This window comes from Streptomyces sp. NPDC050433, from assembly GCF_044458565.1.
Lineage (GTDB): Bacteria > Actinomycetota > Actinomycetes > Streptomycetales > Streptomycetaceae > Streptomyces.
On record NZ_JBITIB010000012.1, the window covers coordinates 19,440 to 43,183 of the forward strand.

General features: G+C 71.6%; 21 protein-coding genes and 1 pseudogene. 13 read left to right on the forward strand and 9 right to left on the reverse strand.

All coding sequences use genetic code 11. The features are described 5' to 3' along the window. Positions 1–9 precede the first annotated feature (9 nt). Positions 10–1,233 carry a Cmx/CmrA family chloramphenicol efflux MFS transporter gene (locus tag ACIBLA_RS16390; RefSeq protein WP_363246251.1) on the reverse strand — a complete coding sequence of 408 codons (1,224 nt, stop codon included), beginning with the start codon at positions 1,231–1,233 and terminating at the stop codon, positions 10–12. 430 nt (positions 1,234–1,663) lie between these two features. Here ACIBLA_RS16390 and ACIBLA_RS16395 point away from each other — a divergent pair, with 430 nt between their 5' ends. The 5 genes from ACIBLA_RS16395 to ACIBLA_RS16415 all read left to right on the forward strand — a co-directional run bounded on the left by ACIBLA_RS16395 (position 1,664) and on the right by ACIBLA_RS16415 (position 9,480). After that, on the forward strand, positions 1,664–2,659 hold the full coding sequence (locus ACIBLA_RS16395) for a phosphotransferase (RefSeq protein ID WP_363246252.1): 996 nt from the start codon (positions 1,664–1,666) through the stop codon (positions 2,657–2,659). 49 nt (positions 2,660–2,708) lie between these two features. Next, positions 2,709–3,149 (forward strand): DUF952 domain-containing protein, encoded by a 441-nt coding sequence (locus tag ACIBLA_RS16400; protein ID WP_363246253.1) that lies wholly within the window; start codon positions 2,709–2,711, stop codon positions 3,147–3,149. 85 nt (positions 3,150–3,234) lie between these two features. Continuing rightward, complete coding sequence (locus tag ACIBLA_RS16405; RefSeq protein WP_399198977.1) at positions 3,235–7,623, forward strand: HEAT repeat domain-containing protein; 4,389 nt, start codon at positions 3,235–3,237, stop codon at positions 7,621–7,623. Further along, positions 7,620–8,159, forward strand: a complete 540-nt coding sequence (locus tag ACIBLA_RS16410) for an AAA family ATPase (RefSeq protein ID WP_363246255.1) — start codon at positions 7,620–7,622, stop codon at positions 8,157–8,159. Before ACIBLA_RS16405 ends, ACIBLA_RS16410 begins: the two co-directional genes overlap by 4 nt. A 226-nt stretch (positions 8,160–8,385) precedes the next feature. Further along, on the forward strand, positions 8,386–9,480 hold the full coding sequence (locus ACIBLA_RS16415; RefSeq protein WP_399198978.1) for a medium chain dehydrogenase/reductase family protein: 1,095 nt from the start codon (positions 8,386–8,388) through the stop codon (positions 9,478–9,480). Between the two features lie 16 nt (positions 9,481–9,496). On the opposite strand, the gene ACIBLA_RS16420 is transcribed toward ACIBLA_RS16415, so the two are convergent. Beyond that, positions 9,497–10,336 carry an alpha/beta fold hydrolase gene (locus ACIBLA_RS16420; RefSeq protein WP_399198979.1) on the reverse strand — a complete coding sequence of 280 codons (840 nt, stop codon included), beginning with the start codon at positions 10,334–10,336 and terminating at the stop codon, positions 9,497–9,499. Positions 10,337–10,510: 174 nt separating this feature from the next. Beyond that, entirely contained in the window at positions 10,511–11,539 is a 1,029-nt protein-coding gene (locus ACIBLA_RS16425) for a LacI family DNA-binding transcriptional regulator (protein ID WP_363246258.1), read from the reverse strand. A 216-nt stretch (positions 11,540–11,755) separates the two neighbouring features. Here ACIBLA_RS16425 and ACIBLA_RS16430 point away from each other — a divergent pair, with 216 nt between their 5' ends. The 4 genes from ACIBLA_RS16430 to ACIBLA_RS16445 all read left to right on the forward strand — a co-directional run bounded on the left by ACIBLA_RS16430 (position 11,756) and on the right by ACIBLA_RS16445 (position 16,704). Then, a complete protein-coding gene (locus ACIBLA_RS16430) occupies positions 11,756–13,108 on the forward strand; it encodes an extracellular solute-binding protein (RefSeq protein ID WP_399198980.1) in 1,353 nt (450 codons plus the stop codon). Between the two features lie 160 nt (positions 13,109–13,268). Beyond that, a complete protein-coding gene (locus tag ACIBLA_RS16435) occupies positions 13,269–14,249 on the forward strand; it encodes a sugar ABC transporter permease (protein WP_363246260.1) in 981 nt (326 codons plus the stop codon). Next, positions 14,246–15,178: a carbohydrate ABC transporter permease gene (locus ACIBLA_RS16440; protein WP_363246261.1), complete on the forward strand. Its 933-nt coding sequence runs from the start codon at positions 14,246–14,248 to the stop codon at positions 15,176–15,178. Before ACIBLA_RS16435 ends, ACIBLA_RS16440 begins: the two co-directional genes overlap by 4 nt. A gap of 80 nt (positions 15,179–15,258) precedes the next feature. Then, the gene (locus ACIBLA_RS16445; RefSeq protein WP_399198981.1) at positions 15,259–16,704 is read left to right on the forward strand and encodes a GH1 family beta-glucosidase; all 1,446 of its coding nucleotides are present in this window, start codon (positions 15,259–15,261) and stop codon (positions 16,702–16,704) included. A 19-nt stretch (positions 16,705–16,723) separates the two neighbouring features. Here ACIBLA_RS16445 and ACIBLA_RS16450 read toward each other — a convergent pair whose 3' ends face one another. The 3 genes and pseudogenes from ACIBLA_RS16450 to ACIBLA_RS16460 all read right to left on the reverse strand — a co-directional run. Further along, positions 16,724–18,016, reverse strand: a complete 1,293-nt coding sequence (locus tag ACIBLA_RS16450) for an MFS transporter (RefSeq protein ID WP_399198982.1) — start codon at positions 18,014–18,016, stop codon at positions 16,724–16,726. Then, positions 18,013–18,501, reverse strand: a complete 489-nt coding sequence (locus ACIBLA_RS16455; RefSeq protein ID WP_363246264.1) for a MarR family transcriptional regulator — start codon at positions 18,499–18,501, stop codon at positions 18,013–18,015. The genes ACIBLA_RS16450 and ACIBLA_RS16455 overlap by 4 nt, the downstream gene beginning before the upstream one ends. Positions 18,502–18,708: 207 nt before the next feature. After that, positions 18,709–19,256, reverse strand: a pseudogene (locus ACIBLA_RS16460) (SDR family NAD(P)-dependent oxidoreductase); the annotation flags it as partial. Between the two features lie 89 nt (positions 19,257–19,345). Between ACIBLA_RS16460 and ACIBLA_RS16465 the strand changes: the two are divergent. Genes ACIBLA_RS16465 through ACIBLA_RS16475 form a run of 3 tightly spaced genes read left to right on the forward strand, consistent with a single transcriptional unit; the run spans position 19,346 to position 20,426 of the window. Then, on the forward strand, positions 19,346–19,537 hold the full coding sequence (locus ACIBLA_RS16465) for a LysR family transcriptional regulator (protein WP_399198983.1): 192 nt from the start codon (positions 19,346–19,348) through the stop codon (positions 19,535–19,537). Positions 19,538–19,542: 5 nt separating this feature from the next. After that, positions 19,543–19,773: a hypothetical protein gene (locus ACIBLA_RS16470; protein WP_399198984.1), complete on the forward strand. Its 231-nt coding sequence runs from the start codon at positions 19,543–19,545 to the stop codon at positions 19,771–19,773. Continuing rightward, positions 19,770–20,426 carry an HAD-IA family hydrolase gene (locus ACIBLA_RS16475; protein ID WP_363246265.1) on the forward strand — a complete coding sequence of 219 codons (657 nt, stop codon included), beginning with the start codon at positions 19,770–19,772 and terminating at the stop codon, positions 20,424–20,426. The genes ACIBLA_RS16470 and ACIBLA_RS16475 overlap by 4 nt, the downstream gene beginning before the upstream one ends. Positions 20,427–20,443: 17 nt before the next feature. Here the strand turns inward: ACIBLA_RS16475 and ACIBLA_RS16480 are convergent, their stop codons facing one another. Together ACIBLA_RS16480 and ACIBLA_RS16485 are read right to left on the reverse strand one after the other, a co-directional pair. Next, the gene (locus ACIBLA_RS16480) at positions 20,444–21,106 is read right to left on the reverse strand and encodes a class I SAM-dependent methyltransferase (protein ID WP_363246266.1); all 663 of its coding nucleotides are present in this window, start codon (positions 21,104–21,106) and stop codon (positions 20,444–20,446) included. A 68-nt stretch (positions 21,107–21,174) separates the two neighbouring features. After that, on the reverse strand, positions 21,175–22,155 hold the full coding sequence (locus ACIBLA_RS16485; protein WP_363246267.1) for an NAD(P)/FAD-dependent oxidoreductase: 981 nt from the start codon (positions 22,153–22,155) through the stop codon (positions 21,175–21,177). Positions 22,156–22,238: 83 nt separating this feature from the next. Here ACIBLA_RS16485 and ACIBLA_RS16490 point away from each other — a divergent pair, with 83 nt between their 5' ends. Further along, positions 22,239–22,829, forward strand: a complete 591-nt coding sequence (locus ACIBLA_RS16490; RefSeq protein ID WP_363246268.1) for an XRE family transcriptional regulator — start codon at positions 22,239–22,241, stop codon at positions 22,827–22,829. 146 nt (positions 22,830–22,975) lie between these two features. Here the strand turns inward: ACIBLA_RS16490 and ACIBLA_RS16495 are convergent, their stop codons facing one another. Further along, entirely contained in the window at positions 22,976–23,632 is a 657-nt protein-coding gene (locus ACIBLA_RS16495; RefSeq protein ID WP_399198986.1) for a TetR family transcriptional regulator C-terminal domain-containing protein, read from the reverse strand. Positions 23,633–23,744: the final 112 nt, after the last annotated feature.

Consider the following 23,744-nt stretch of genomic DNA (forward strand, 5'->3'; position numbering starts at 1 on the left):
TCTAGCTTTTCATTGCAACTGTAGCTTTTGTGAATCAGTTCGGGCAATTGCGGTGACAAGGCGGGTGACACCGGCCATCGCCAGGGCGACAGCCATGAGCACCGCGCTCACCCACACCGGTGACCGGAAGCCGAAGCCCGCGTCGATGGTGAGCCCGCCGAGCCACGGACCGGCCGCGGCGCCGATGTTGAAGGCGGCCGTCGCGAAGGAACCCGCCAAGGTCGGTGCGCCGGGAGCCAGTTGGAACACCTGGGAGATCATCGCCGAACCGGTGCCGAACGCGAGCATCCCCTGCACGAAGACCAGTGCGACCACGGCCACCGGACTCACCGCGCTCAGGGCCAGTGCGGTCCAGCCGAGGATCAGGGACGCCATGCCGGCCACGACGAACGTGCCGCGCCGCGCGTCGGAGACGCGGCCGGAGAGGGTGACGCCGACGAGCGACCCCACGCCGAACAGGGCCAGCAGTGCGGGCACCCATCCGGCGCCGAGTCCGGTGACGCGGGTGGCCAGCGGTTCGAGGTAGGAGAAGGCGCAGAACGTCGCGCCCTGGACGAGCGCCATCGTCAGCAGGGTGAGCAGCACGCGCTGGGTGGTGAGGGAGCGCAACTCGTCGCGCACGGTGGGCGCGAGAGTGCCGGTCGAAGGGCTGGGGCTGGGGCTGGTAGGCGTCGCGGGCGTAGTGGGTCGCTCGTCCGGGACCGACGTCACGATCGCGACGAGCGCCGGCAGTGATACGAGAGCCACCGCCCAGAACGCGGCCCGCCACCCCAGGTGCTCACCCAGCAGCGCGCCGGCCGGCACGCCCACCACACAGGCGACGGTGACACCGCCGACCACGACCGACGTGGCGCGCGCCCGAGCCGCCGGCTCGACCATCGCGAGAGCGGCGACCAGGGCGACCGCCCAGAAGCCCGCGTTGGCCAGCGCGCCGACGATCCGGGTCGCGAGCAGTACCTCGTAGCCGGGTGTGAGGGCGCCCACGATGTGCGCGGCGACGAAGACGGACAGGAAGATCAACAGCGCCCGGCGACGCGGCCACTTACGGCTGAACAGCGCCATCAACGGCGCGCCGATCACCATCCCCACGGCGAACGCCGAGGTCAGCAGACCCGCGTCGGGGATGGACACGTGCAGGTCCTCGGCGATGCCCGAGACGAGCCCGGACAGCATGAACTCGGAGGTGCCCTGGGCGAAGACGGCGAGCCCGAGCACGTAGACAGCGAATGGCATGAAGGAACCCCAGGAGGAGCTAAGGAAGTTGACGGTCAGTGGGATTGGCGTGCGTGAGGGGGAGTGGGCCGCGCCCGTACGCACGGCCTGACAGCCCGTCAGGGAAGTACGGCGACTGCGGCGGAGATCCGCCAACCGTGAGGCGTGTCCGGTGAGTTCACGGACAGACGGATGGACGGATCAGAAGGCCCTGAAAGCGAGGGCGGCCCACAACACGGTGGACCGGCGGCAACAGCCGTACCGAGCGCTCACCCCACGACCCACAGGCCGTACGGCGTCAACTCGACAGCGGATCAGCCACCGGGGACCGGTGGCTGGAGTCTGTCGGACTCGGGGCTGCTCATGATCGGCAAACTATCAGTCGCGCCCCGCGCTCTCCACCCGTTTAACCATGTGCGGGCGACGGCGACGGGCCACTACCTTCACCGGCATGGAAGATCGACCCGTCGGCATCGAGGACCCCGCCGTGCGACACGCCCTGACCGCGTGGGGGATCGATCCCGTCAGCTGGGAGTACGCACCCGTCGGCTTCGGCGACTACCACTGGACCGCCACCGACACGCACGAGCGCCGGTGGTTCGTGACCGTGGCCGATCTGGCGCACAAGAGCTGGTACGGGGACGGGCCGGATGCCGCCCTTCGCGGTCTGCGGGACGCCATGGACACCGCCGTCGCCCTGCGTGACGCGCAGCCGCACGGCCTGGACTTCGTCGTGGCGCCGCTGCGGACCGCCGACGGCGAGACGGTACGCGCGCTGGGCACCGGCCACGCGGTCAGCGTCTTCCCGCTCGTGCAGGGCACGCCGGGCCACTTCGGCGAGACCTGCACCGCGCACGAGCGTGGCCTGGTCCTGGACCTGCTCGCCAGGCTCCACCGGACACCTCCGCCGGTCTCGGCCCGCGTACTGCCACCCGAGTTCGCCACCCGCCCCCAACTCGAAGCGGCGCTACGGGAGACGGGCAGCCCCTGGGACGGCATCGGACCGTATGCCGACCCCGCGAGGCAGTTGGTCGCGGACCACGTGGTCGCCCTGCGTGGCCGACTCGACGAATTCGACCTCCGTGCAGCGGAGTTGAGGGACAGCGACGCGCACCTCGTCGTCACACACGGCGAGCCGCACCCCGGCAATCTGCTGCGGGCGGGGGAGCGGCGGCTGCTGCTCGACTGGGACACCGTGGGCCTCGCGGTCCCCGAGCGGGATCTCTGGCTGGTCGCGGGGGGCCCGGACGACCTCGCACGGTACGAGGGGGCCACCGGGCGGCAGCCGGATCCGTCGGCCCTGGCGCTCTACCGGCTGCGCTGGGCCCTGAACGACGTCGCCGAATTCCTCGGCCTGTTCCGAGCTCCGCACGTCCGCACCCCGGACACCGACCAGGCGTGGAAGGCGCTGACCGGCACGGTGGAAGGCCTGGCGGCCGAGGCCTAGCGCCTGCCCCGAACGGCTCGAACGCTCTCCGCCCGCCCATCCGGCGCGTATGGGCCGATCCGGTGAGTGCACCGGTGTGGACGCGGCCGACCCCGTCCTGAGCGGCTATAACCGGCTCATGCTCTATCACTTCGCGGTACTGGACAACTGGCTGGCCGATCCGGATCGGCCCTACGCGCCGCCCTCCTTGGCGAGCGACGGCTCCGTCCACTGCTCACCGACCGAGGCCGCGGTCCTGAAGGCCGTTGCCCGCTTCCACCAGGAGACGGCCGGCCTCGTCCTGGTCATCGACGAGGCCAGGGTCGACGTCCCGGTCGACTGGGTGCCCCCGCCCGCCCACTCACCCATGGCCGACCAGCCCGGATTCCGGATGGCCCGGCTCCGGGGGCCCCTCAACCGTGACGCCGTGGTCCAACTGATGGACGCCGTCCGCACGGACGACGACCAGGGCTGGGAACTGGTCGCGCGGGACGGCTCAGCGACGCGGTGACGGGGGCGGGGCGCGGGCCCCGCCCCCACACCGTCGGCGGTCGAAGCTCGCTGGTCGGGCCCGAGGCGCCCTAGTATCGACCGCGATGACGCCGGTGGACCAAGAAGTCGACAACGCGCTCCGGCGTGCCGATGTCCGGCGGCTGTCCGGACTGCTGGACCCCACGGTCTGCCCGCCCGACGTCTTCGCGCGGCTCCTCCGGCACGGGGAGCCGCGCGTACGGTCGTTGGGGCTGGACCTCCTCGGCGAGCGGGCGGCTCTCGGCGAACCGGCCGAACTCGGCGGCCTGTTGCCCGCGGCGCTGTGGGCCGCAGGGGCGGAAACCGGGGACTGGTCGGCGGAGGACGCGCTCGTCCTGGCCGAGTTGTACGCGCGGCTCGGACCGCATGTGCCGAAGCCGTACGCCGTCGCCGGGCACGTTCCGGCCTGGCGTACGGCCGGACTCCCGGTACGCGTACGGATCGCCTGGCTGCGCGCGGAGATCGCCAACGACCCGACGACCGTCCGCCGGGAAACCATGGGCGAACCGCTCTACCAGGCCGTACGGGAGACGGGCATCGCGGCCGCGTCCCGACCCGGCCAACTGGTGGCGGAGCTGGCGGACAGCGGTGATCAGGTGCTGCTGGGCGAGTCGTTGAGGCTGGCCCGAGAAGGGCTGCACGCCGGAGTCCTGGCGGTCGCGTTCGTCCGCGCCCATCTGTTGCTGCTGCTCGATCTCGACGCCGGGGGCAACGCCGGAGCGGAGACCGTCGCCGCCGCGCTGGGCGAACTCGCCGAGCCCTGGGCGACGTTGGAACCCCTGCCGCCGGGCCGCCCCGCCGCCCTGCTGACCGCCGCCGAAGCGGCCCGGCGACCCGAGGTGGCCGACGCCGCGCTCACCGTTCTCGCCCGCCATGGCCACGGCGGCGCACTGCGGCAGGCCGTCGATGATCCGGACCTGCCGCCCCGGCTGCGCCGCCGCACCCTGGAAGTGCTCGGCTCGCTCGCCACACGCGACGACATCGGCGAGCTGACGGCCGTCGCCGCGCGCGACCCGCTGCTCTTCGGGGAGCCGGCCGTGGCCTGCCTGCGCGGGCTCCACCGGCGCGGACACTTCGTGACCGGTCCCGACGTGCTCGCCGTCGTGGCGCTCGCACTGGCCGACCATGCCATCGCGCCGCGCTCCGTCGCGACGATCCTGTTCACCTGTCGGAAGGACATGTTCCGGCTGCTCATCGATGCCCCGGCCGACGATCCGGCTTGGCCGCGCAGGCTGGCCCTGTTGGTAGCGCTGGCCGGACAGGGCACGGGCGACGCGGGTGAACTCCCCATCGGCGACGCCATCACCCGTGCGCTGGAGGCGACTTCGTCCCCCCGGCCGTTCCTCGACGCGCTACGGGCGCTGCGGCACACGGCCGCCGAAGAGGCCGTACTGGCACGGCTGACGACGGAGCCCGCCGCCGCTCTCGACACCTTGGAGGCCATCGGGGGGCCGCGGACCGTATCGGCGTTGCGGGACGGGCTCGGCCTCGCGGCGGCGGACGGCGAAGGCGTCATCGCGCCGTACCTGCGCGCCGTACGACACCGGGCACTTGAGCTGCTCTGGCAGCTCACCGACGACGCGGGGGAGCGACGCGCCCTCCTCGTCCGCCTCGACCCCGCCGACCTGCCCGCGCGGATCGCCGCCGATCTCGGCGGCCCGGACGAGGCCGAACTGGCCCTGCTCGGCGCCCGCGTGGACCGGAGTGAACCGGCGGCGGCGCTGTGTTCACTGGCCGCCCACGGCGGCGTCGGCACGCTCCCGGTCATCGCCGATCTGCTGTGGGACTTGGTCGCCGAACTGGCCTCGGCGGAGCGGATGTTGACCGAACGGCCCGCGAGGCCCGCGTTCGCGTGGTCGGACGGACCAGCGGTCCCCGGCGAGCCCGTCGTGCCCGGCGACGTCCTCGAAGCCGTACGGGACCTGGGCCGTCGGCTCCACGCGCGCCGCAGGATACGGCCGTCCTGCCTGCTCGACGCCGCCGATACCGACGCCGACGCGGCCGGCAACGCACTCGCCGCGACCATGGTGCTCGACCTGCTGGACCGCCCCGAGCCGACCGACGGCGAGCGAGTGATCCTCCTCGAACTCCTGACCCGGATCCCGTATCCGCACACCCGCCCGCGCGTGCACCGGCTGCTCCGCCACCGCGACCCCCACGTGCGCAAACATGTGATCGCGCTGCTCGCCCGGGACTCCGACGGCGACGACGCGCAGGCGCTGTCGGCGAGCCTCATCACGCTCCTGACGTCGAGCGACATCCAGACCGTGCGGCAGGCGCTGCTCGCCCTCGGCCACGCACGGGCGAGCTGGGCGGCGGGCGCGATCGCCGTCTGTCTCGACCACCCGAACATGAACATCAAGAAGACCGCGGCCGGAGTACTGGCCCACGCGGGCACCGCTGCCGCCGTACCCCAGCTCCTCAACTGGCTCGGCCGACAGGACAATCCAGGGCTCAGGGCCGCACTCGTCGAGGCGCTGCGCACCATCCTCGGTACCGCGTACGAGGCGACGGTGCGCGCGGCCCTCGACCGCACGGAGGAGCCACGCGCTCGCGAGCTGCTGGGCGCGTGCCTCGCGCGGCGACCGCAGGCCAGGGAGGCGGCGCTCGCCGACATCGACGCGCTGAAGACCGGCGGCTGGCAGCAGGCGATCGCGCTGCGGATCGCCGGACGCCGCGAACTGCCCCCGCGCCACTCGCTGTCCGGGCTCCGGAAGACGCTCGCGGACTGGCTCGCGCTTGCCGACTCCATGCCGGACACGATGTCCGACACCGCGGCGGGGCTGGTGCGGGTGGCGGTCGGAATCCGCTCGACCCGACTGTCCGACGACGAGAAGAGAACCTACTCGCGGCACATCCGGGTTCTGCTCATGTTCCTTACGGGCAAGGGGACTTCGGGTGACGGCGTGCGAGACGTCGTCGCTGTGCTCGTACAGCTGGCACCCACGCTGCCGACGATGGACAGGCGGGCCGTCGCCGCCGCCGTACGCGCGCTGCCCGGCACCGCACCCGCTCCGACGCTGGGACTGCTGCGGGGCTGCGGTGCCGTGCTGGTGCGTGCCGATCTGGAGCAGGCGCTCGCGGCGGCGGCCACGGTGGGCTCCGAGGGGGCTGTACTGCGCGAGGCGTTCGGACTCCAGGACGCCGCTCCCTCCACCCCCAACTCCCGTGCGGAGCTTGCCGCGTTGGCCGACGCGTACCTGGCCGGCGGCCCCGTGACCCGGTCCGCTCTCCTCGACCGGATGACGGCACTCCAGCCGCTGGACGCACCGCCCTGGACGCTCGCCGACGCGGGAGCCGCGCGGACACCGAACCGGACGGTACGCGCGGACGACCTGGACCAGCCACGTTCGGCGGCCCTGCGCACGCGTCTGCTGGCCATGCTCGACGCACCCGACCCGGACCGGCGTCGCACCGCCGCCCTCGCGCTGCTCAAGTGGCCCGATCCCGACGTCCGTTCGGCGGTCCTGCGCGCCTACCTGCGCGGCCGGGTCGATGTGCGCTTCCCGGCCGGTGCGCTCACCGCGCCGGACGAGAACGACCTGCGCGACGGTGAGATCCGGTACGACCGGCTCGCCCGGGTGGCCGTACGGCTCGACCCGGGGGCCCTGGAACCGCTCGTACCGCTGCTCCTGGAGCGGTGGCAGCAGGCTCCGGACGCCGTACGGCCCGTCCTGGACGCTGTCCCGGCCGACACGCTCGCCGCGATCCTCGGGGACCGCGTGGCGGCGGGCGCGTGGGGATTCCTCGACCTGCTCGCCGGCCGTACGCTGCTCCGCACCCCCGCGCTCACGGAGATCTGCCGCCGGCTGCGTGCCGAGGGCCGTGACCGCGTCCCCGGCAGCCTTCTCCTGGTCGACGGCCCGCTGCGTGACCCGGCCGCCGAACGTCAACACACGACCGCGCGGTCGCGGTTGACGGAGCGAGCTGGGGAGCCTGCCGGCCCGTCCCGCCAGGAGCTTCTGGACCTGGCCCGCACCGGCGGCCCCGACCGGATCCGCCGGGCACTCACCCGTCTCACCGAAGAACGGTCCGGCGCGAAGGGGCCCGTCGCCGACCCCGAACTTCGTTCGCTGATAGGTGAGTTGCTGCACCATCCCCGACCCCGTGTCCGGCTCCACGCCCACCGGACCTCCCGAGCGCTGTTCGACCGGGCGACCTACCTGCACCACACGTCCACCCTGCTGAGCGATCCGCAGCCGGACGTGGTCCGTTCGGCGGTCCGCACCCTCAGCCACGCGGGCTGGGAGCCGGCCGTCCCCGCGATCGTCGCCCTGCTCGACCACTCCCACCAGGCGGTACGCGGCGCGGCGGCGGACGGCCTGCTGCATATGGGCCGGGCGGCGGTCCCCGCGCTCCGCCACGCGGCCGACCACGCGCGGCCCGACAGACGGTCCGTCTACACGTCCGTGTTCGAGCGGATCACGGCAACCGAAGAGGAGACAGCAACATGATCGTCTGGGTGAACGGCTCCTTCGGTGCGGGCAAGACGACACTGGTCGCCGAACTGCACAGCCGCCGGCCGGACGCGCTGGTCTACGACCCCGAGCAGGTCGGCCTCGTCCTGCGCGACATCGTGGACGTCCCGACCGGCGACTTCCAGGATCTGCGCCTGTGGCGACGCCAGTTGGTCTCGCTGGCGCTGGGGCTGCTGGAGGAGTACGAGCGTCCGATCCTGGTGCCGATGACGCTGGTCGACCCCCTCTATGTGAGCGAGGTCTTCGGCGCGCTCGCGGCGGCCGAGGTCCCTGTACACCACTTCTTCCTCAAGGTCCCGGCGCCCGAACTGGAGCGCCGCGTCGAATCCCGAGGTGCCGCGCCGGGCCATCCGGACCACAACCCGGCCGCCCTCCGGTGGGTCAAGGAGAGGATCGCGCGCTGCGTGACGGCGGCGGACACCATGCCCGACGGAACGGTCCTCCTGGACGGCGAGCGGCCGACGGCGGAGTTGGCGGACGATGTGCTGAAGCAGGTCGGCGTCGCTATGTGACGCTGCCTCAGATGTGTAGTTCGGCCGGGAAGCCCGTCCAGTGCAACTGGGCGGGCAGATACCGCATGTCCCGTGAACCGCGCGGGCGCCCCGTGCCAACTCCGGGCCCGGCCTCGCCTCTCCCGCCCCGCCTCTCCCGACTCCGCTTGACATCGATGCGCAATGGGATAACACTCAAGTTATAGCTTCTAACTCAAGCAAGAGGAACATCGAAGGGCTGAGTGTCATGAACGATCCGCGACAGGCCAGTGACCGCGCGCTGATGACCGAGGTCGTCCTGCCCGGCATCGTCGAACCCGCCGGGCTTCAGGTGCGACAGCGGCCCGTGCCCGTGCCGGGGCCCGAGCAGGTCCTCCTGGTGATGGAGGCGTCCGGTGTCTCCTTCGCCGAGCAGCAGATGCGGCGCGGGAAGTACTACGACCAGCCGCCGTACCCCTTCACCCCCGGATACGACGTCGTCGGCACCGTCGCGGCGGTCGGAGCCGGTGGGGACACGGCGCTCGTCGGGCGCCGGTTCGCCGTGCTGACCAAGACCGGCGGCTGGGCCAGTCACCTGCTCGTACCGGCGGCCGAACTGGTCGAGGTGCCCGCCGGGGTCGACGCGGGCCAGGCCGAGACCCTGGTGGTGAACGGCATCACCGCGATGCGGATGCTGCACCGGATCGCCCGGGTGAAGTCGGGCCAGACCGTGCTCGTACTCGGCGCGAACGGCGGCGTCGGATCCACCCTCGTCCAGCTGGCCCGCCGCGCCGGCGCCCGTGTCATCGGGACGGCCTCGCTCCGGCACCAGGAGACAGTCCGGGAGCTGGGCGCCATCCCGATCGACTACCGCACTCCCGACCTCACCGCCGAGGTCCGGAAGATCGCCCCGGACGGCGTGGACGCGGTCTTCGACCACATCGGCGGCGAGGGGATCGTCGCGTCGTTCGGGCTCCTCGCGCCCGGCGGCACACTCGTCTCGTACGGCACGGCCTCGACCCGCGACGCCCAGGGTTCGTCCAAGCTGCCCGTACTGAAGCTCATCGCCCGGCTTCAGCTCTGGAACGCGCTGCCCAACGGCAAGAGCGCGCACTTCTTCAACATCTGGGCGGGCAAGCGGCGCGCCGACGCCTTCCAGGCGCGGCTGGACGCCGACCTCACCGAGGTGCTGACCCTGCTCGCCGACGGTGCGGTAAAACCGCAGGTCGCGGCGCGCCTGCCGCTGTCACAGGCCGCCGAGGCGATGACCCTGGCCGAGTCCGGCACGGTGACGGGAAAGGTCGTGCTGGTCCCGGACACCGCACAGGACGGGCACGCCGCGCCGAGCGGCAACCAGGAGTGACCCGCCCCGCAGCCGGTCAGGCCAGGAACGCCGTCATGGCCGCCACGAAACGTTCGGAGTCGTCGCGCCACGGGAAGTGCCCGGCGCCCGGCTGTACGACGACCTCCGCATCCGGGAACAGCCCCGCGAACTCGGCCACGACGACCGGCGGGGCTCCCGGATCGACCTCGCCCGCCAGCAGCAGCACCGGCCGCTCGAACCGGCCGAGCGCCGTGCGCGTCGCCTCCGGGTCGAAGGCACCTTCCCCGGCGAAGACGCCCGCGGCGTCGTCGTTGCGCTGCGCCTCCCCGGCGGCCTCGTACGCCTGGGCCTTTTCGTCCCAACGGCCGTAGGAGAACGGCGTGATGGCCTGCCAGGCATCCGCGTCGGCCCGGCCCTCGGTGATCGCCTCCAGCGCCGCGTACGCCGCCGGGAACCACGGCTCGTCGTGTCGCGGACGTACCGTCTCGCGCCGTACCTCGCCGGGGATCGGGATACCGACCGCCCAGACGCTCGGCGTGATGAGCGCGAGCCTGCCGACGCGTTCCGGGTGCCGGGCCACGTACAGCGCCGCCAGATTCACACCGCTGGAGTGACCGAGCAGGTCCATCCGTTCCAGGCCCAGGTGCACCCGCAGCGCGTCGACGTCGTCGACGAGCCGGTCGCACCGGTACGAGGCCGGGTCCTCCGGCACGGCGGACCCGCCGGTGCCACGGGGATCCAGCATGATCAGGCGCCGGTGCGCCGAGAGTCCGCCCAACTCGCCGAGGTAGTCGGCGGACTGCATGGGGCCGCCGGGCAGGCAGACCAGCGGAGGGCCGTCGCCGAATACGTGATAGGCGAGCTGTGTGTTGTCGGGCGCGGAGTAGGCAGGCATCGCCGAGACCTTGTCAGCGGCGCGGACGAGCGGCAACCGGGTTTTCCGGGCGGCCCGGCGCCCCGGATCTTTTACGGCTCCGACTACCGCCGGCTCCCGCCCGCCGGGGCGCGGTCACGGCGACCGTACCGCCCGGCGGTTCACCACCGCCCCGGATCCCGGTGCCGACGGCCGTCACGCCGAATCCCGCACGACCAGCGTCGTCGGCAGCACCAGCTGCCGGTGAGCCGTGGCGGGCTCGGCGATCTCCTCCAGGAGCAGCCTCGTGATCGAGCGCCCGATCGCCTCGATGGGCTGTCGCACGCTGGTCAGCGCCGGTGTCGTATGCCGGGCGATGGCCGAGTCGTCGAAGCCGATCAACGCCACGTCGTCCGGCACCCGCCGCCCCCGCTCGCGCAGTTCGGCCAGCGCCCCCGCCGCCATGACGTCCGACGCGGCGAAGACGGCGTCGATGCCGGGGGAGCGGTCGAGCAGGTCGCACATCGCCGTACGCCCGCCCTCCTCGGTGAAGTCCGCGACAGCGACGAGGCGTTCGTCCGCCGCCGCGCCCCGATCGCTCAGGGCCTCGCGCCAGCCCCGGAGCCTGCTGTTGCCGACATCCATGTCGAGTGGCCCGGTGATCGTGGCGATCGTGGTGCGACCGGCGTCGATCAGGTGCCGTACGGCCGTCGCCGCACCCCCGACGTTGTCGGAGTGCACATGGCTCAGCGACTCGTCGGGTGAGCGCCGGCCCGCCAGGACGGTCGGCATCCGCATCTCTTCGAGCAGGCCCGGCAGCGGGTCGTCGTCGTGGATCGACACCAGCAGCACACCGTCCACCCGGCGCGCCGCGGCGAAGCGGGTCAGCCGGTCCAGTTCGCGCCGGTCGCGCACCAGGATGAGCAGCAACTGCATCTCGGTGTCGGCCAGTTCCGTACTCACGCCACGGATCACGGCGGAGAAGTACGGTTCCGAGGCCAGCCGGCTCTCCGACTCGGGGATCACCAGCGCGACGCAGTCCGTCCGGCTCGTGACGAGGCTGCGCGCCGCCGGGTTGGGTATGTAGTTCAGCTGCGTAATGGCCGTCTCGACGGCGGCGCGAGCCTTCGCGCTGACGCCGGGCGCCCCGTTGACGACCCGCGAGACCGTACCGCGTCCAACCCCCGCCAGCTCGGCGACGGCTTCAAGAGTTGGCCGCTGACCTCGGTGTTTGGGGCTGCTCATCGCTTCTCCTGACTTCTGCCCCGGAAGGCGGCCCTTTTCCTGCCTGCGCAGGGCACTTGACCCGCGAGGCGCCGCTCGGCCCCTCGCGGTGCCGGACATCTCCGGGCAACGGAAACGTCTTCAACTCTTGACACGGTGCGACGTTCTCCGCAGAGTCTTCCACAACTGATTGGGAGCGCTCCCACTCCCGTCGAGCGCCCCGCAAGGAGGAAGCACATGGGCACCGCCCGTCATCGCCTCGAAGCCACGTTCTCCGCTCGCCCGTCCCGCTTTCGGAACCCCCTCCCGACGTTCGCCGCCGTCGTGGCGGCCGGTCTCTCGCTCGTCCTGGTCGCCGGCTGCGGAGGCGGCGGTGACACGGGCAAGGCGAAGACGAAGGACGGCAAGACCGTTGTCACCATGGGGATGTTCGGCGTCATGGGGTTCAAGGAGTCGGGGCTCCTCGACCGGTACATGGAGGAGAATCCCGACATCCTCATCGAGGCCGACGTGGCCGGCGACGAACAGACCTACTACACGGCGCTCCAGACGCACCTGGCGGCGGGCAGCGGCCTCAAGGACATCCAGGGCATAGAGATAGGCCGGGCCAAGGAGCTGGTCGACACCCAGTCGGGCAAGTTCGCCGACCTGTCGAAGACACCCGGCCTCGACCACTATCTGCCGTGGAAGTCGAGCCAGGTCACCACGGACGACGGCAAGCTGCTGGGACTCGGCACGGACATCGGCCCGATGGCGGTCTGCTACCGCAAAGACCTCTTCGAACAGGCAGGTCTGCCGACCGAGCGCGCCGAGGTCGAGAAGCTGTGGGCGGGCGACTGGGCCAAGTACGTCGACGTCGGGCGGGACTTCAAGAAGGGGACCAAGGACAAGAAGCTCGCCTTCATGGACAGTTCGAGCGGTCTGTTCAACGCGATGATCTACGGCGACGAGCAGCAGTTCTACGACAAGAGCGGCAAGCTCATCTACCAGGACAACCCCGTGGTCAAGGACGCCTGGACGCTGGCCGCCGACGCCGCGGAATCCGGACTGACCGCCAAGCTGCGGCAGTTCCAGCCGGGCTGGGACCCCGGACTGGCCAACGGCACGTTCGCCACGACGGTCTGTCCCGCGTGGATGCTCGCGCACATCAGCGAGAAGGCGGGGCCGGCGAACAAGGGCAAGTGGGACGTCGCCAAGGCGCCCAAGGGCGCCAACTGGGGCGGCACGTTCCTCGGGGTGATGGAGAACAGCCCCGTCAAGAAGGAGGCGTCCGACCTCGTCGCCTGGCTGACCGCGCCCGAACAGCAGGCGTACATCTTCGAGAAGCTCGGCAACTTCCCCTCCTCGAAGACCGCGCTGGACATGCCGGCCGTGGCCAACGGCAAGTCCGCGTACTTCAGCGACGCGCCGATCGGCCAGATCTTCGGCGACGCGGCGAAGGAGATCCCGGACGAGCAGGTCCTCGGGCGCAAGGACGGCACGATCAAGGACGCGTTCTCGGCCGGTCTCCAGCTGATCGAGGCGCAGGGCAAAAGCCCCGACGAGGCGTGGAAGACGACGGACGAGCGCATCGAGAAGGCCACGCGCTGACCGGCGGAGCGGTCCCGGCGGCCGGTCTCACCTGACCGGTCCGGCCGCCGGGACGCACGCGCACCGGGACGCGTCGCTCGAAGACCTGTCCCGCGAAGACCGCCCCACCAAGACCCGCCCCACGAAACCGCCCCCACCCCCATCAAGGAAGGACGCCCGCGTGGCCACCTCCACCCCGGCAGCCCGCACCGACGGGCAGTCGCGGCGCAACATCCTGCACCGGCTGGACGTGCGAGCGGTGCCGTACGCCTTCATCGCCCCGTTCTTCCTCATCTTCGGGGCCTTCGGCCTCTACCCGCTCATCTACACCTTCTGGATCGCGCTGCACCGCGTCGAGCTGTCCACCATGGACATGATGGAGTGGCGCGGGCTCGCCAACTTCACCGAACTCGTCGACGACGAGCGGTTCTGGAACGCGCTGACCAACACCTTCACCATCGGCGTCATCTCCACCGTCCCACAGCTCCTGATGGCGCTGGGCCTCGCCCATCTCCTCAACTACCGGCTTCGTGGCTCGACGTTCTTCCGGGTCGCCGTACTCACCCCGTACGCCACCTCCATCGCCGCCGCCGCGCTCGTCTTCACCATGCTCTTCGAGCGTGACTTCGGCATGATCAACTGGGGGCTGGGCTTCTTCGGGATCGAGAACGTCGACTGGGAGAACCAGAAATGGCCCGCCCAGCTCGCCATCTCCGCCATCGTCATCTGGCGCTGGACCGGCTACAACGCGCTGCTCTACCTGGCGGCGATGCAGGCGATACCCAGGGACCTGTACGAGGCCGCGGCCATCGACGGCGCCTCACGCTGGCAGCAGTTCCGCCAGGTCACCGTCCCCGGCATCAGCGCCACGATCGTCTTCACCATCGTGCTGTCCACGATCGGCGCGACCCAACTCTTCGGTGAGCCACTGATCTTCGGGCAGGGGCCGAACGGCATCAGCGGGGGCGCCGACAACCAGTACCAGACGCTGGGACTGCTCCTCTACGAAGAGGGCTGGAAGAACTACCAGATGGGCCGGGCCGCGACGGTCGCCTGGGCGATGTTCCTGATCCTGGTCCTCGTCTTCGTCCTCCAGCGTGTCGTCAAGGGCGTCACGCGGCGCCGTCCGCCACGTCCTGACCAGGGAGCAGCAGCCGCATGACCCTCGACACCGCACCCGTCCGGGCGGACGCACGCGACCGCGCGGCCCGCGCGCACGCACCCGCCGGCCGCCGCCTCGGCATCCGCCGCGCGCTGCGCCCCGGCGCCGGCCGTACGCACCACGCCGGACCGCTCGCGTACCTCCTGCTCGGCATCGCCGCGCTCGTCTCGCTCTTTCCGCTGTACTGGACGGTGGTGGCCGCCTCCACCGACAACACCCGTGTCTCACAGACCCCACCGCCCTTCCTGCCGGGCCCGAACCTGCTCAAGAACCTCGGGATCGCCTGGCAGGACGCCGCGTTGGGCAAGGCGATGCTCAACAGCCTGATCGTGGCCGGTGCCATCGCGCTGTCGACGGTCTTCTTCGCCACTCTGGCCGGCTTCGCCTTCGCCAAGCTGCGCTTCCGCGGGCGCAACCTCCTTCTGCTGCTGGTCATCGGGACGATGATGGTGCCGCCGCAGCTCGGAGTCGTACCGCTGTTCATGATGATGGCCGAGCTGGGCTGGGGGCAGACGCTTCCTTCGGTCATCTTTCCGACGCTGGTCAGCGCCGTCGGGGTGTTCTTCATGCGGCAGTACCTCAGGGAGGCGCTGCCCGACGAACTGATCGAGGCGGGGCGCCTGGACGGGGCGCACTCGCTCCGTATCTTCTGGAGCATCGTGCTGCCGATCGCCCGCCCGCCGATGGCCGTCCTCTTCATGATCACGTTCGTGCACGCGTGGAACGACTTCTTCTGGCCGTTCATCGCGCTCGACATGACCAACCCCACGGTTCCCGTCGCCCTCACCCAGCTCAGCGCGGGCTATGTGCGCGACCAGTCCGTGATCATGGCGGGCGCGCTGCTCGGCACCCTGCCGCTGCTGGCGATGTTCATCGTCTTCGGCCGCCAGATAGTCGGCGGGATCATGCAGGGCGCGGTCAAGGGCTGAACCGCACGGCCCCCTGCGCGCACGTCCGAAACGCAACTCACCCCACACGGAACCCAGTTCAACTCCTGAAAGGGACCCTCGTGGCCACCTCCCCCTCCGTACGAGTCTTTCCGCCCAACTTCCTCTGGGGCACCGCGACAGCCGCCTACCAGATCGAGGGCGCCGCACGGGAAGCCGGCCGCACCCCCTCCATCTGGGACGTCTACTCCCGCACCCCCGGCAAGGTCCGCAACGGCGACACCGGCGACATCGCCGCCGACCACTATCACCGCTGGCGCGAGGACACCGCGCTCATGGCCGACCTCGGTGTCGGCGCCTACCGCTTCTCGGTCTCCTGGCCGCGCGTACGGCCCACCGGCAGCGGCCCCGCCTCCCAGGAAGGCCTCGACTTCTACCGCCGTCTCACCGACGACCTGCTCGCCAAGGGCATCGAACCGGTCGTCACCCTCTACCACTGGGACCTCCCGCAGCATCTGGAGGAGACGGGTGGCTGGCCCGAGCGCCGTACGGCGGAGCACTTCGCCGACTACGCGGCCCTCGTCGCCGACGCGCTCGGCGACCGCGTCAAGACGTGGACCACGCTCAACGAACCCTGGTGCAGCGCGTTCCTGGGCTACGGCTCCGGGGTCCACGCACCCGGCCGTACCGACCCCGTCGACGCCCTGCGCGCCGCCCACCACCTCAACCTCGGCCACGGGCTCGCGGTCCGGGCGCTGCGCGACCGGCTTCCGGCGGACGCGCGGCTCTCCGTCACGCTCAACCTCCACCATGTACGGCCCCTGACCGACAGCGCGGCGGACACGGACGCGGCCCGCAGGATCGACGGGCTCGCCAACCGCGTCTTCACGGGGCCGATGCTGGACGGCGCGTACCCCGAGGACGTCGTGGCCGACACGTCGTCCCTCACCGACTGGTCCTTCGTCCGGGACGGCGACACGGCGCTCATCAACCAGCCGCTGGACTTCCTCGGCGTCAACTACTACTCGCCCACGCTCGTCTCCCACCACGAGGGACCGCCCGCCCACGGGTCGGACGGCCACGGCGTGAGCGACCACAGCCCCTGGCCCGCCGCCGACGAGGTCGCTTTCCACCAGACGCCCGGCCCGCGGACCGCCATGGGGTGGACGATCGACCCGAAGGGCCTGTACGAGCTGTTGATGCGGGTGCGGGAGGACCACCCGGAGCTGCCGGTGATGATCACCGAGAACGGCGCGGCGTTCGACGACTACGCCGACCCCGACGGCGAGGTCCACGACCCGGAGCGGATCGACTATCTGCGGGACCATCTCACCGCCGTACACAGGGCCATCGAGTCGGGAGCCGACGTGCGGGGCTACTTCCTGTGGTCGCTGCTCGACAACTACGAGTGGGGCCACGGCTACGGCAGGCGCTTCGGCGCGGTGTACGTCGACTACCCGACCCAGCGGCGCATCCCCAAGGCCAGCGCGCACTGGTACGCCAAACTCACGCGCAGCGGCAGCCTGGCCGCCGTGACCTCGGGGGACACGGTGAGCGGCGGCCGGTAGCGCCTTCCACGGCCGGGCCTCACGCCTGCGCAGCGGCGGATTCAGTGCTGCTCGGCTGCGGTTCTGTGGCGGGCGGCGCGGGGGCCGGGGTGCGGTAGGCGCGGAGGGGGGCGTTCATGGCGGCCACGACGGCGATCGCCAGCGTGGCGGACAGGCCGCCCGCCACCAGGGCGAAGGGAGCGGAGGTGGCTGACGCGACCAGACCGCCGCGGAAGTTGCCGAGTTCCGGGCCCGCGACGCCGATGACGTGTTCCACCGAGGAGACCCGCCCCCGGTACGCGTCCGGGGTCTCCAACTGCACCAGCGCGCTACGGGTGACCACGGACACCGTGTCGGCGGCCCCGGCCATGGCCAGACAGCCGAGCGCCAGCCACAACGGCCCGGCCAGGCCGAAGCCGGCCAGTGCCAGGCCCCAGACGCCGGCCGCGATCAGTTGGACGCGGCCGGCGCCGCGGCGGCGCGTCACCGTGCCGGACAGCAGGCCGGCCGTGATCCCGCCGACCGCGACGGCCGAGAGGAACAGCCCCAGAGTCCGTGGATCGCCGCCGAAGCGGGCCTCGTTGACCAGGGGGAAGAGCGCGATCGGCATGGCGAGCAGCGTCGCGGACAGGTCGGTGGCCATCACCCCCCAGAGCGTCGGGCGGCGCAGGACGATCGCCCAGCCACCGCGCTGCGGCTTGCGCCTGCCGCGCGCCGTGGCGGGGCCCTCGGGGCGCATGGGCGGCAGGCGGATCAGGGCGAGCGCCGAGATCGCGACGGCCACGGCCTGCGCGGCGTAGGCGGCGGGGAGGTCCCAGCCGGCGATGATCAGCCCGGCCAGCGCGGGCCCGGTCAGCATCGCGGCCTGGAAGGAGATGTTGGCCAGCGCCAGCCCGGCCGCGACCTGGTCGGCGGGCAGCAGCCGCACCGGGAACGTACGCCGGGCGGGCGCGCCGAGCGCGCCGCAGGCGGTGCCCGCGGCGACCAGCGCGAGCAGAAGCAGGACGTTCCGGTTGTCCGCGAGGGCCTGGGCGAACAGCCCTGCGGCGGCCAGCAGTTGGCCGCCGGTTGCGGCCCGTACGACCGTACGGCGGTCGAGCGTGTCCGCCAACGTGCCGCCGAGCAGCCCGAACAGCAGCGTCGCCAGCCCGGAGACGAGCCCGATGGCACCGGTGCCCACCGGGCTGCCGGTCAGCTCCCAGACCTGGGCCAGCACTGCCACCGTGGCTATCTGGCTGCCGAGTTGGGAGGCGGCGGAGCCGATCCACAGGTCCCGGAACGGCCGACTGCCGCGCAGCGGGCGGGTGTCGACGAACCGGCCGCGCCCCTTCACTTCGGCTCGACGAGATGGTCGAGGATCCGCTGCCGCATCGACCGGCGGTCGAGGGCCCGGCGTAGCTCCGCGACCACGGTGGTCAGCGCGTGGGGGATCTCGGCGTCCAACTCGGCGACCGTCGCATGGGTGGCACGCCACTCGGCCTCCAGGAACGGCACGAGCGACCGGCCGCGCTCGGTCAGATCGATCCGCCGGGTACGGGCGTCGGGCCCCGGCTCGGAGGTGACCAGGCCCTCCTTGCGCATGGCGGTCAGGGTCTGGCTGATGGCGGAGTGCGAGCGGTCCAGGGACTCCGCGAGTTCCCGGATGGTGAGCGGCCCGCTGTGCGCGAGCCGGATCAGGGGATAGGCGAACCTCGGCCGTACGCCTTCGATGCCACGGGCCACGTAGACCTGCTCGATCTCGGCGTCCACGGCGGCGAGCAGGGTGTGCAGCGGCTGCCAGGGGTCGGGCAGCGCGGTGGGGTCGGCGGAAGATGTCACAGCGCTAATATAACAGCGCAGTGATAATTCGGGACGGCGAGCGCCGGATCGAGCGGCGTCGATCCGCTGGATCGACACGGCGGTCCTGTGACCGGCGATCCCACCGCGGGATCCCCAACTCCAGCCCTGGCGGACTCAGTCGGCGAGCGCCGTGTCCCGAGCGACCGCCTCCCACGCCGCGATCTCCGCGCTCATGCTCTTGCCACCGAACAGCCCCGTACGGAACGCGCCCGGCTCCACGACAAGCACCTTGATACCGAGCGGCGCGACCTCGTCGGCAAGTGCCTCGGACATGCCCTCCAGTGCGAACTTGGTCGCGCTGTAGGCCGCGAACCCCGCGAAGGACATCTGGCCGCCCATGCTGCTGAGTTGCACGATCGCGCCCGAGTGACGGGCCCGCATATGGGGGAGTACGGCGCGGGTCAGCGCCGCCGGCCCGAAGACGTGCACTTCGAAGAGCGACCGCAACTCCGCGTCCGTCGTCTCCTCCAGGGCGCCGACACGCGTCCGGCCCGCGTTGTTGACGAGGACGTCGATCCGGCCGTGCCGGGCGGCGACGTCCGCCACCACCGTGTCGATCCGTGCCGTGTCGGTCACGTCCAGCCGGACGGCCTCGACCTGGTCGGGGTACCGGGCGACGAGTTCGTCCAGCGTCCCGATGCGACGCGCCGTCGCGACTACGGTGTCGCCGGCCGCCACCGCCGCTTCGGTGATCGCGCGGCCGAAGCGGCGGTGATCAGCCATACCCTGCTCATGTCGCTCTCCTCCTCGATGGGGCCCGTGACCACAACCCTGCTGCCGGGCTCCCTCGCACGTCCAAGACCCTCCGTGATAGCCATTGGGCATGGACGTGCACCGCTGGGATCTCTGCTACTTCGTCGCCGTGGCGGAGGAACGTCACATCACGCCCGCCGCCGAGCGCCTCTCCGTGTCGCAGCCCGCGCTCAGCAAACAGGTCCGGATGCTGGAGCGGACGCTCGGCGCGCCGCTGTTCGACCGGGACGCTTCGACGCGCGCGACGGCCGGCCGCCGGTGATCGGCGTGGAGATCGCGGGCCCCGACGAGACGTACGAGGCGCTTGTCGACGGGCTCGGCGACTGCCGGCTCGCCGGTGGGAACGCGCCGCTGGTGGCCCGTGCGGGCGTCGTCACCCGCCCGGTCGCCGGCCTGTCTCCCGCCCAACTCGCCCTGGCCTGGCGGGCGGACGACAACCGCGCCCTTGTCCGCGCGTACGTGGAGGCGGCACGCGCGACGCACCGGCGTACCCCATGACGACGAATCCGCCCGGCACCCGGTCCCGGCCGCCCCAGCCCTTCGACGCCGTGCTGTGCGACCTCGACGGCGTCATCCGCTTCTACGACATGTCCGAGGTGACGCGCCTTGAGCGGGCGGCGGGCCTTCCGGAGGGCACCACGGAGTCCGTCGGATTCGCGCCGGAGAACGATCTGCCGTTGCTGCTCGGGCGGATCACCCGCGAGGAGTGGGCGGACTCGATCGTTACGGGCCTGCTGCCGCGCGTGTCGCCGTACGAGGCCGAGGCCCTGGCACGCGCGTTCACCACGGCCGGCTTCCGCGCGGACGAGGCGGTCGTGGATCTGCTCCGGAGCGTGCGGGAGCACTGCCCGCTGGTGCTCGTCACCAACGCGCCGCGATGGCTCGACGAGGACCTGGCGGGCCTCGGGCTCTCCGACCTCGCGCACCGTGTCGTCAACAGCTCCCGCGTGGGCGTGGCGAAGCCTGACCGCCGTATCTACGAGATCGCCGTCGAGTACGCCGCCGTGCCCCCGGACCGCTGTCTGTTCGTGGACGACCGACAGGAGAACGTGGACACCGCCGTCGCGCTTGGCATGACCGGAGTGGTCCACCGCGACGCCGCCGGTCTGCGGAAGGCGCTGGGCGGGCCGAACCGCCCGCCCAGCGCCTGAGGGTGCGACGCCGCCCGTCACACGGCGCGGCGGCGGATCTTCACGGCGTTGTCCGTGCGGGTGTCCGGCTGTCCATCGGGGCGGATCTGGATCCGCTCGTGCTCCTCGCTGAGCAGCACCTCCCATTCCCCGTCGGGCAGTTCGAGCGATTCGACGACCTCGCCCGGCGTCGGGAGGTGTACCTCCGGGTGCGGCTGGGACTCCCAGTGCGGGAGTCCGGCGTGCCCGACGATCAGGAGCACCCCACCCGGCGCGACGACCGCCGCGGCGGTCCGCAGGATCTCCTCGCGCGGCATGTCGCCGGGTGAGTGCAGGAAGTGCGCCGAGACCAGGTCGAAGGTCCCGGTGGGGAAGGAGACCCCCAGGTCGTGCCGCTGCCAGTCGATACGGTCGGTGACGCCCGCGTCCGCCGCGTGGCGCCGCGCCTTGGCCAGCGCGACACCGGAGATGTCGCTGGCGGTGACCTGCCATCCCCGGCCGGCCAGCCAGATCGCGTCGGCCCCTTCGCCGCACCCCAGATCCAGCGCCCGGCCGGGCTTCAGGCCGGTGACCTCCCGGACGAGGACCGTGTTCGGGTTCCCGCTCCAGACACGGTCGCTCTCGCCGTAACGGGAGTCCCAGAACTCCTCGCTCGTACCCTCCCCGATGCCGTTGCCGGTTGAGGTCTGGCCCTGAGTCATCTCTGTTTGCCCTTCGCCGAGTTGGTCGCGCTCACCGTCATAACTTCCACCGCTTTCACTCGTATCGATCACGACCCGCCGTCCCGCCGCGCCTCGACCGCCCGCCGCGTGTCCTCGGCGATCAGATCCCCGTTGATCGCGCCGCCCGCCCGCAGCCCCGCCGCCGCCGAACCGATCACGACCTCCGTCGGCTCGGCGACGTTGCCCGCCGCCCACACACCGGGCACGGATGTGGCGCCGACCGGGTCGGTCGGGATGTGGCTGCCGATCACCTGGCCGGCCATCTCCCGGTCGACGGTGGTCAGCCCCAGATCGGCGAGGACGCCCCCGCGCGCGGTGAACCGCGGCGCGACCACCACCGCGCGGACCGGAATCACCCGGCCGCCTGCCAGCGTGACGCCGGTGAGCCGGTCATCCGTCACCTCCAGGCCGGCGACCTCCCCGTCCACCACCGCGATGCCACGCGCGGCGAGCTGTTCGTACTGCTCGTCGTCGAAGTCGGGTGCGGTGTGCCGGAACAGGGTCACGTCATCGCTCCACTGCCGCCACATCTGGGCCTGGTGCACCGCGAGCGGCCCGGTCGCCAGGATGCCGATGGGCGCGTCGCGCACCTCCCATCCGTGGCAGTACGGGCAGTGCAGCACTTCGCGCCCCCAGCGCTCGGCGACGCCCGGAACCGGCGGCAGTTCGTCGACCAGCCCGGCGGTCACGAGCAGCCTGCGCGCCGTCACCTCGGCCACGGCCGAGCCCTCTTCGAGTACGACGCGGAATCCGTCGGCGGCCGACCCCTTGACCGTCGAGACTCGGCCGGCCAGGAACTCGCCTCCGTAGCCCGCCACTTCCTCGCGCCCCACCGCCACCAGCTCGCCGGGGGCGACTCCCTCACGCCCCAGGTAGCCGTGGACGCCGGACGCCGGGGCGTTGCGCGGCTCGCCGGAGTCGATCACGAGTACCGAGCGGCGTGCGCGCGCCAGGGTCAGCGCCCCGCTCAGTCCGGCGGGTCCGCCGCCGATCACCACGACATCGAAATCTACTTTTTGTGCGTTCATGCGAAGCACCTCCATCTGCTGGAGATGGTCCGTCCACGCCCCACCGTTTGACAAAAAACCTTGCCGAGGTGGCAAATGGAACCATGGCTGACGACGACTTCTCGACCGTCCTGAACGGCGTGGGACCCCGTCTGCGGGCCCTGCGCCGCGATCGCGGCACAACACTGGCCCTGCTCAGCGAGTCGACCGGGATCTCGGTCAGCACGCTGTCCCGCCTGGAATCCGGCGGACGCAAACCGACCCTGGAACTGCTCCTGCCGCTCGCCAAGGCGTACGGCGTGCAACTCGACGAACTGGTGGACGCGCCCCCGACCGGTGACCCCCGCGTCCATCTGCGGTCCTTCACGCGCTACGGCATGACCTTTGTGCCGCTGACCCGACACCTCGGCGGGCTCCAGGCGTACAAGCAGATCATGCCGGCGGGCCCGCAGCAGACCGGTGAACTGGAGCAGCGGACGCACGAGGGCTACGAATGGCTCTACATCCTGGCCGGCCGGCTCCGGCTGCGCCTCGGCGAGCACGACCTGGTGCTGGGCGCGGGTGAGGCCGCCGAGTTCGACACCCGCACCCCGCACGGGTGGGGCAGAGCGGGCACGGAAGCGGTGGAGTTCCTCACGATCTTCGGTCGGCAGGGGGAGAAGATGCACGTACGCGCCCGCCCCACCGAGAAGTGATCAGCGCCCCGACCAGCGGCCAAGCGACTGTACGCACTGACGGGTACGGGTACGGGTACGGGCACCAGGGCGCCCGTCGACTTCGCGGCGGGCGGCCGGTCTGATCCCGGCCAAGCAGCGGGCGGTGCAACCCTCCTGACGCCGGATCAGTCCTTCGCCGGCGCGATCGACGCCAGCAGCGCGGAGACCACACGCTCCGTCGACGCCGCCATGTCCACCGACTCCGGCGACAGCAGCCACTGCACCTGGAGCCCGTCCATCACCGCGATGATCGCGTTCGCCACGTTCTCGACGTCCAAGTCCTCGCGTGCCTCGCCCAGTTCGGCCGCCTCGCGCAGTGCGTCGACCACGAACGCCCGCAGCCCGATGTAGCGGTTGCGGAAGTACTCCTGCGCGGGGTGACTGTCGGTGACGCTCTCGGCCGAGAGCACCGCGTAGAGCCGTACGATGCCCTCCCGCCCGGAGTTGCGGCGCGAGGTGTCGATCAGATGGCGCAGGAAGGCGAGACCGCGTGGGCGGTCGGGGCCCAGCTGTTCTATGTCGGTCTGGTCGCGCAGTTCGAGGACGCTGGTGAGCAGCAGTTCCTTGGAGCGGAAGTAGTGCAGGACGCCCGCCTGGGTGAGCCCCGCGCGGTCCGCGATCTCCGCCAGTGAGGCGTTGTTGTAGCCGCGCGCGGCGAACGTCTCCATGGCGATCCGCAGGATCTCCTCGCGCCGCTGCCGCGCCCCCGGACTGCGCGGCGTACGCCGCTGGGCGGGCCCGGCCGCCGCGCCGCCCTGTTCCCCCGCTCGTCTGTTGCTCACCGGGCGTAGTGTACGGCGCTCCCGATCACGTTTCCGATCAGCTTCCGATCATGCTCAGGTCGCCGCAGGCCTCGGGCGCCTGCGGCCCAACTCCCCTCTGGAACAAGTCTGG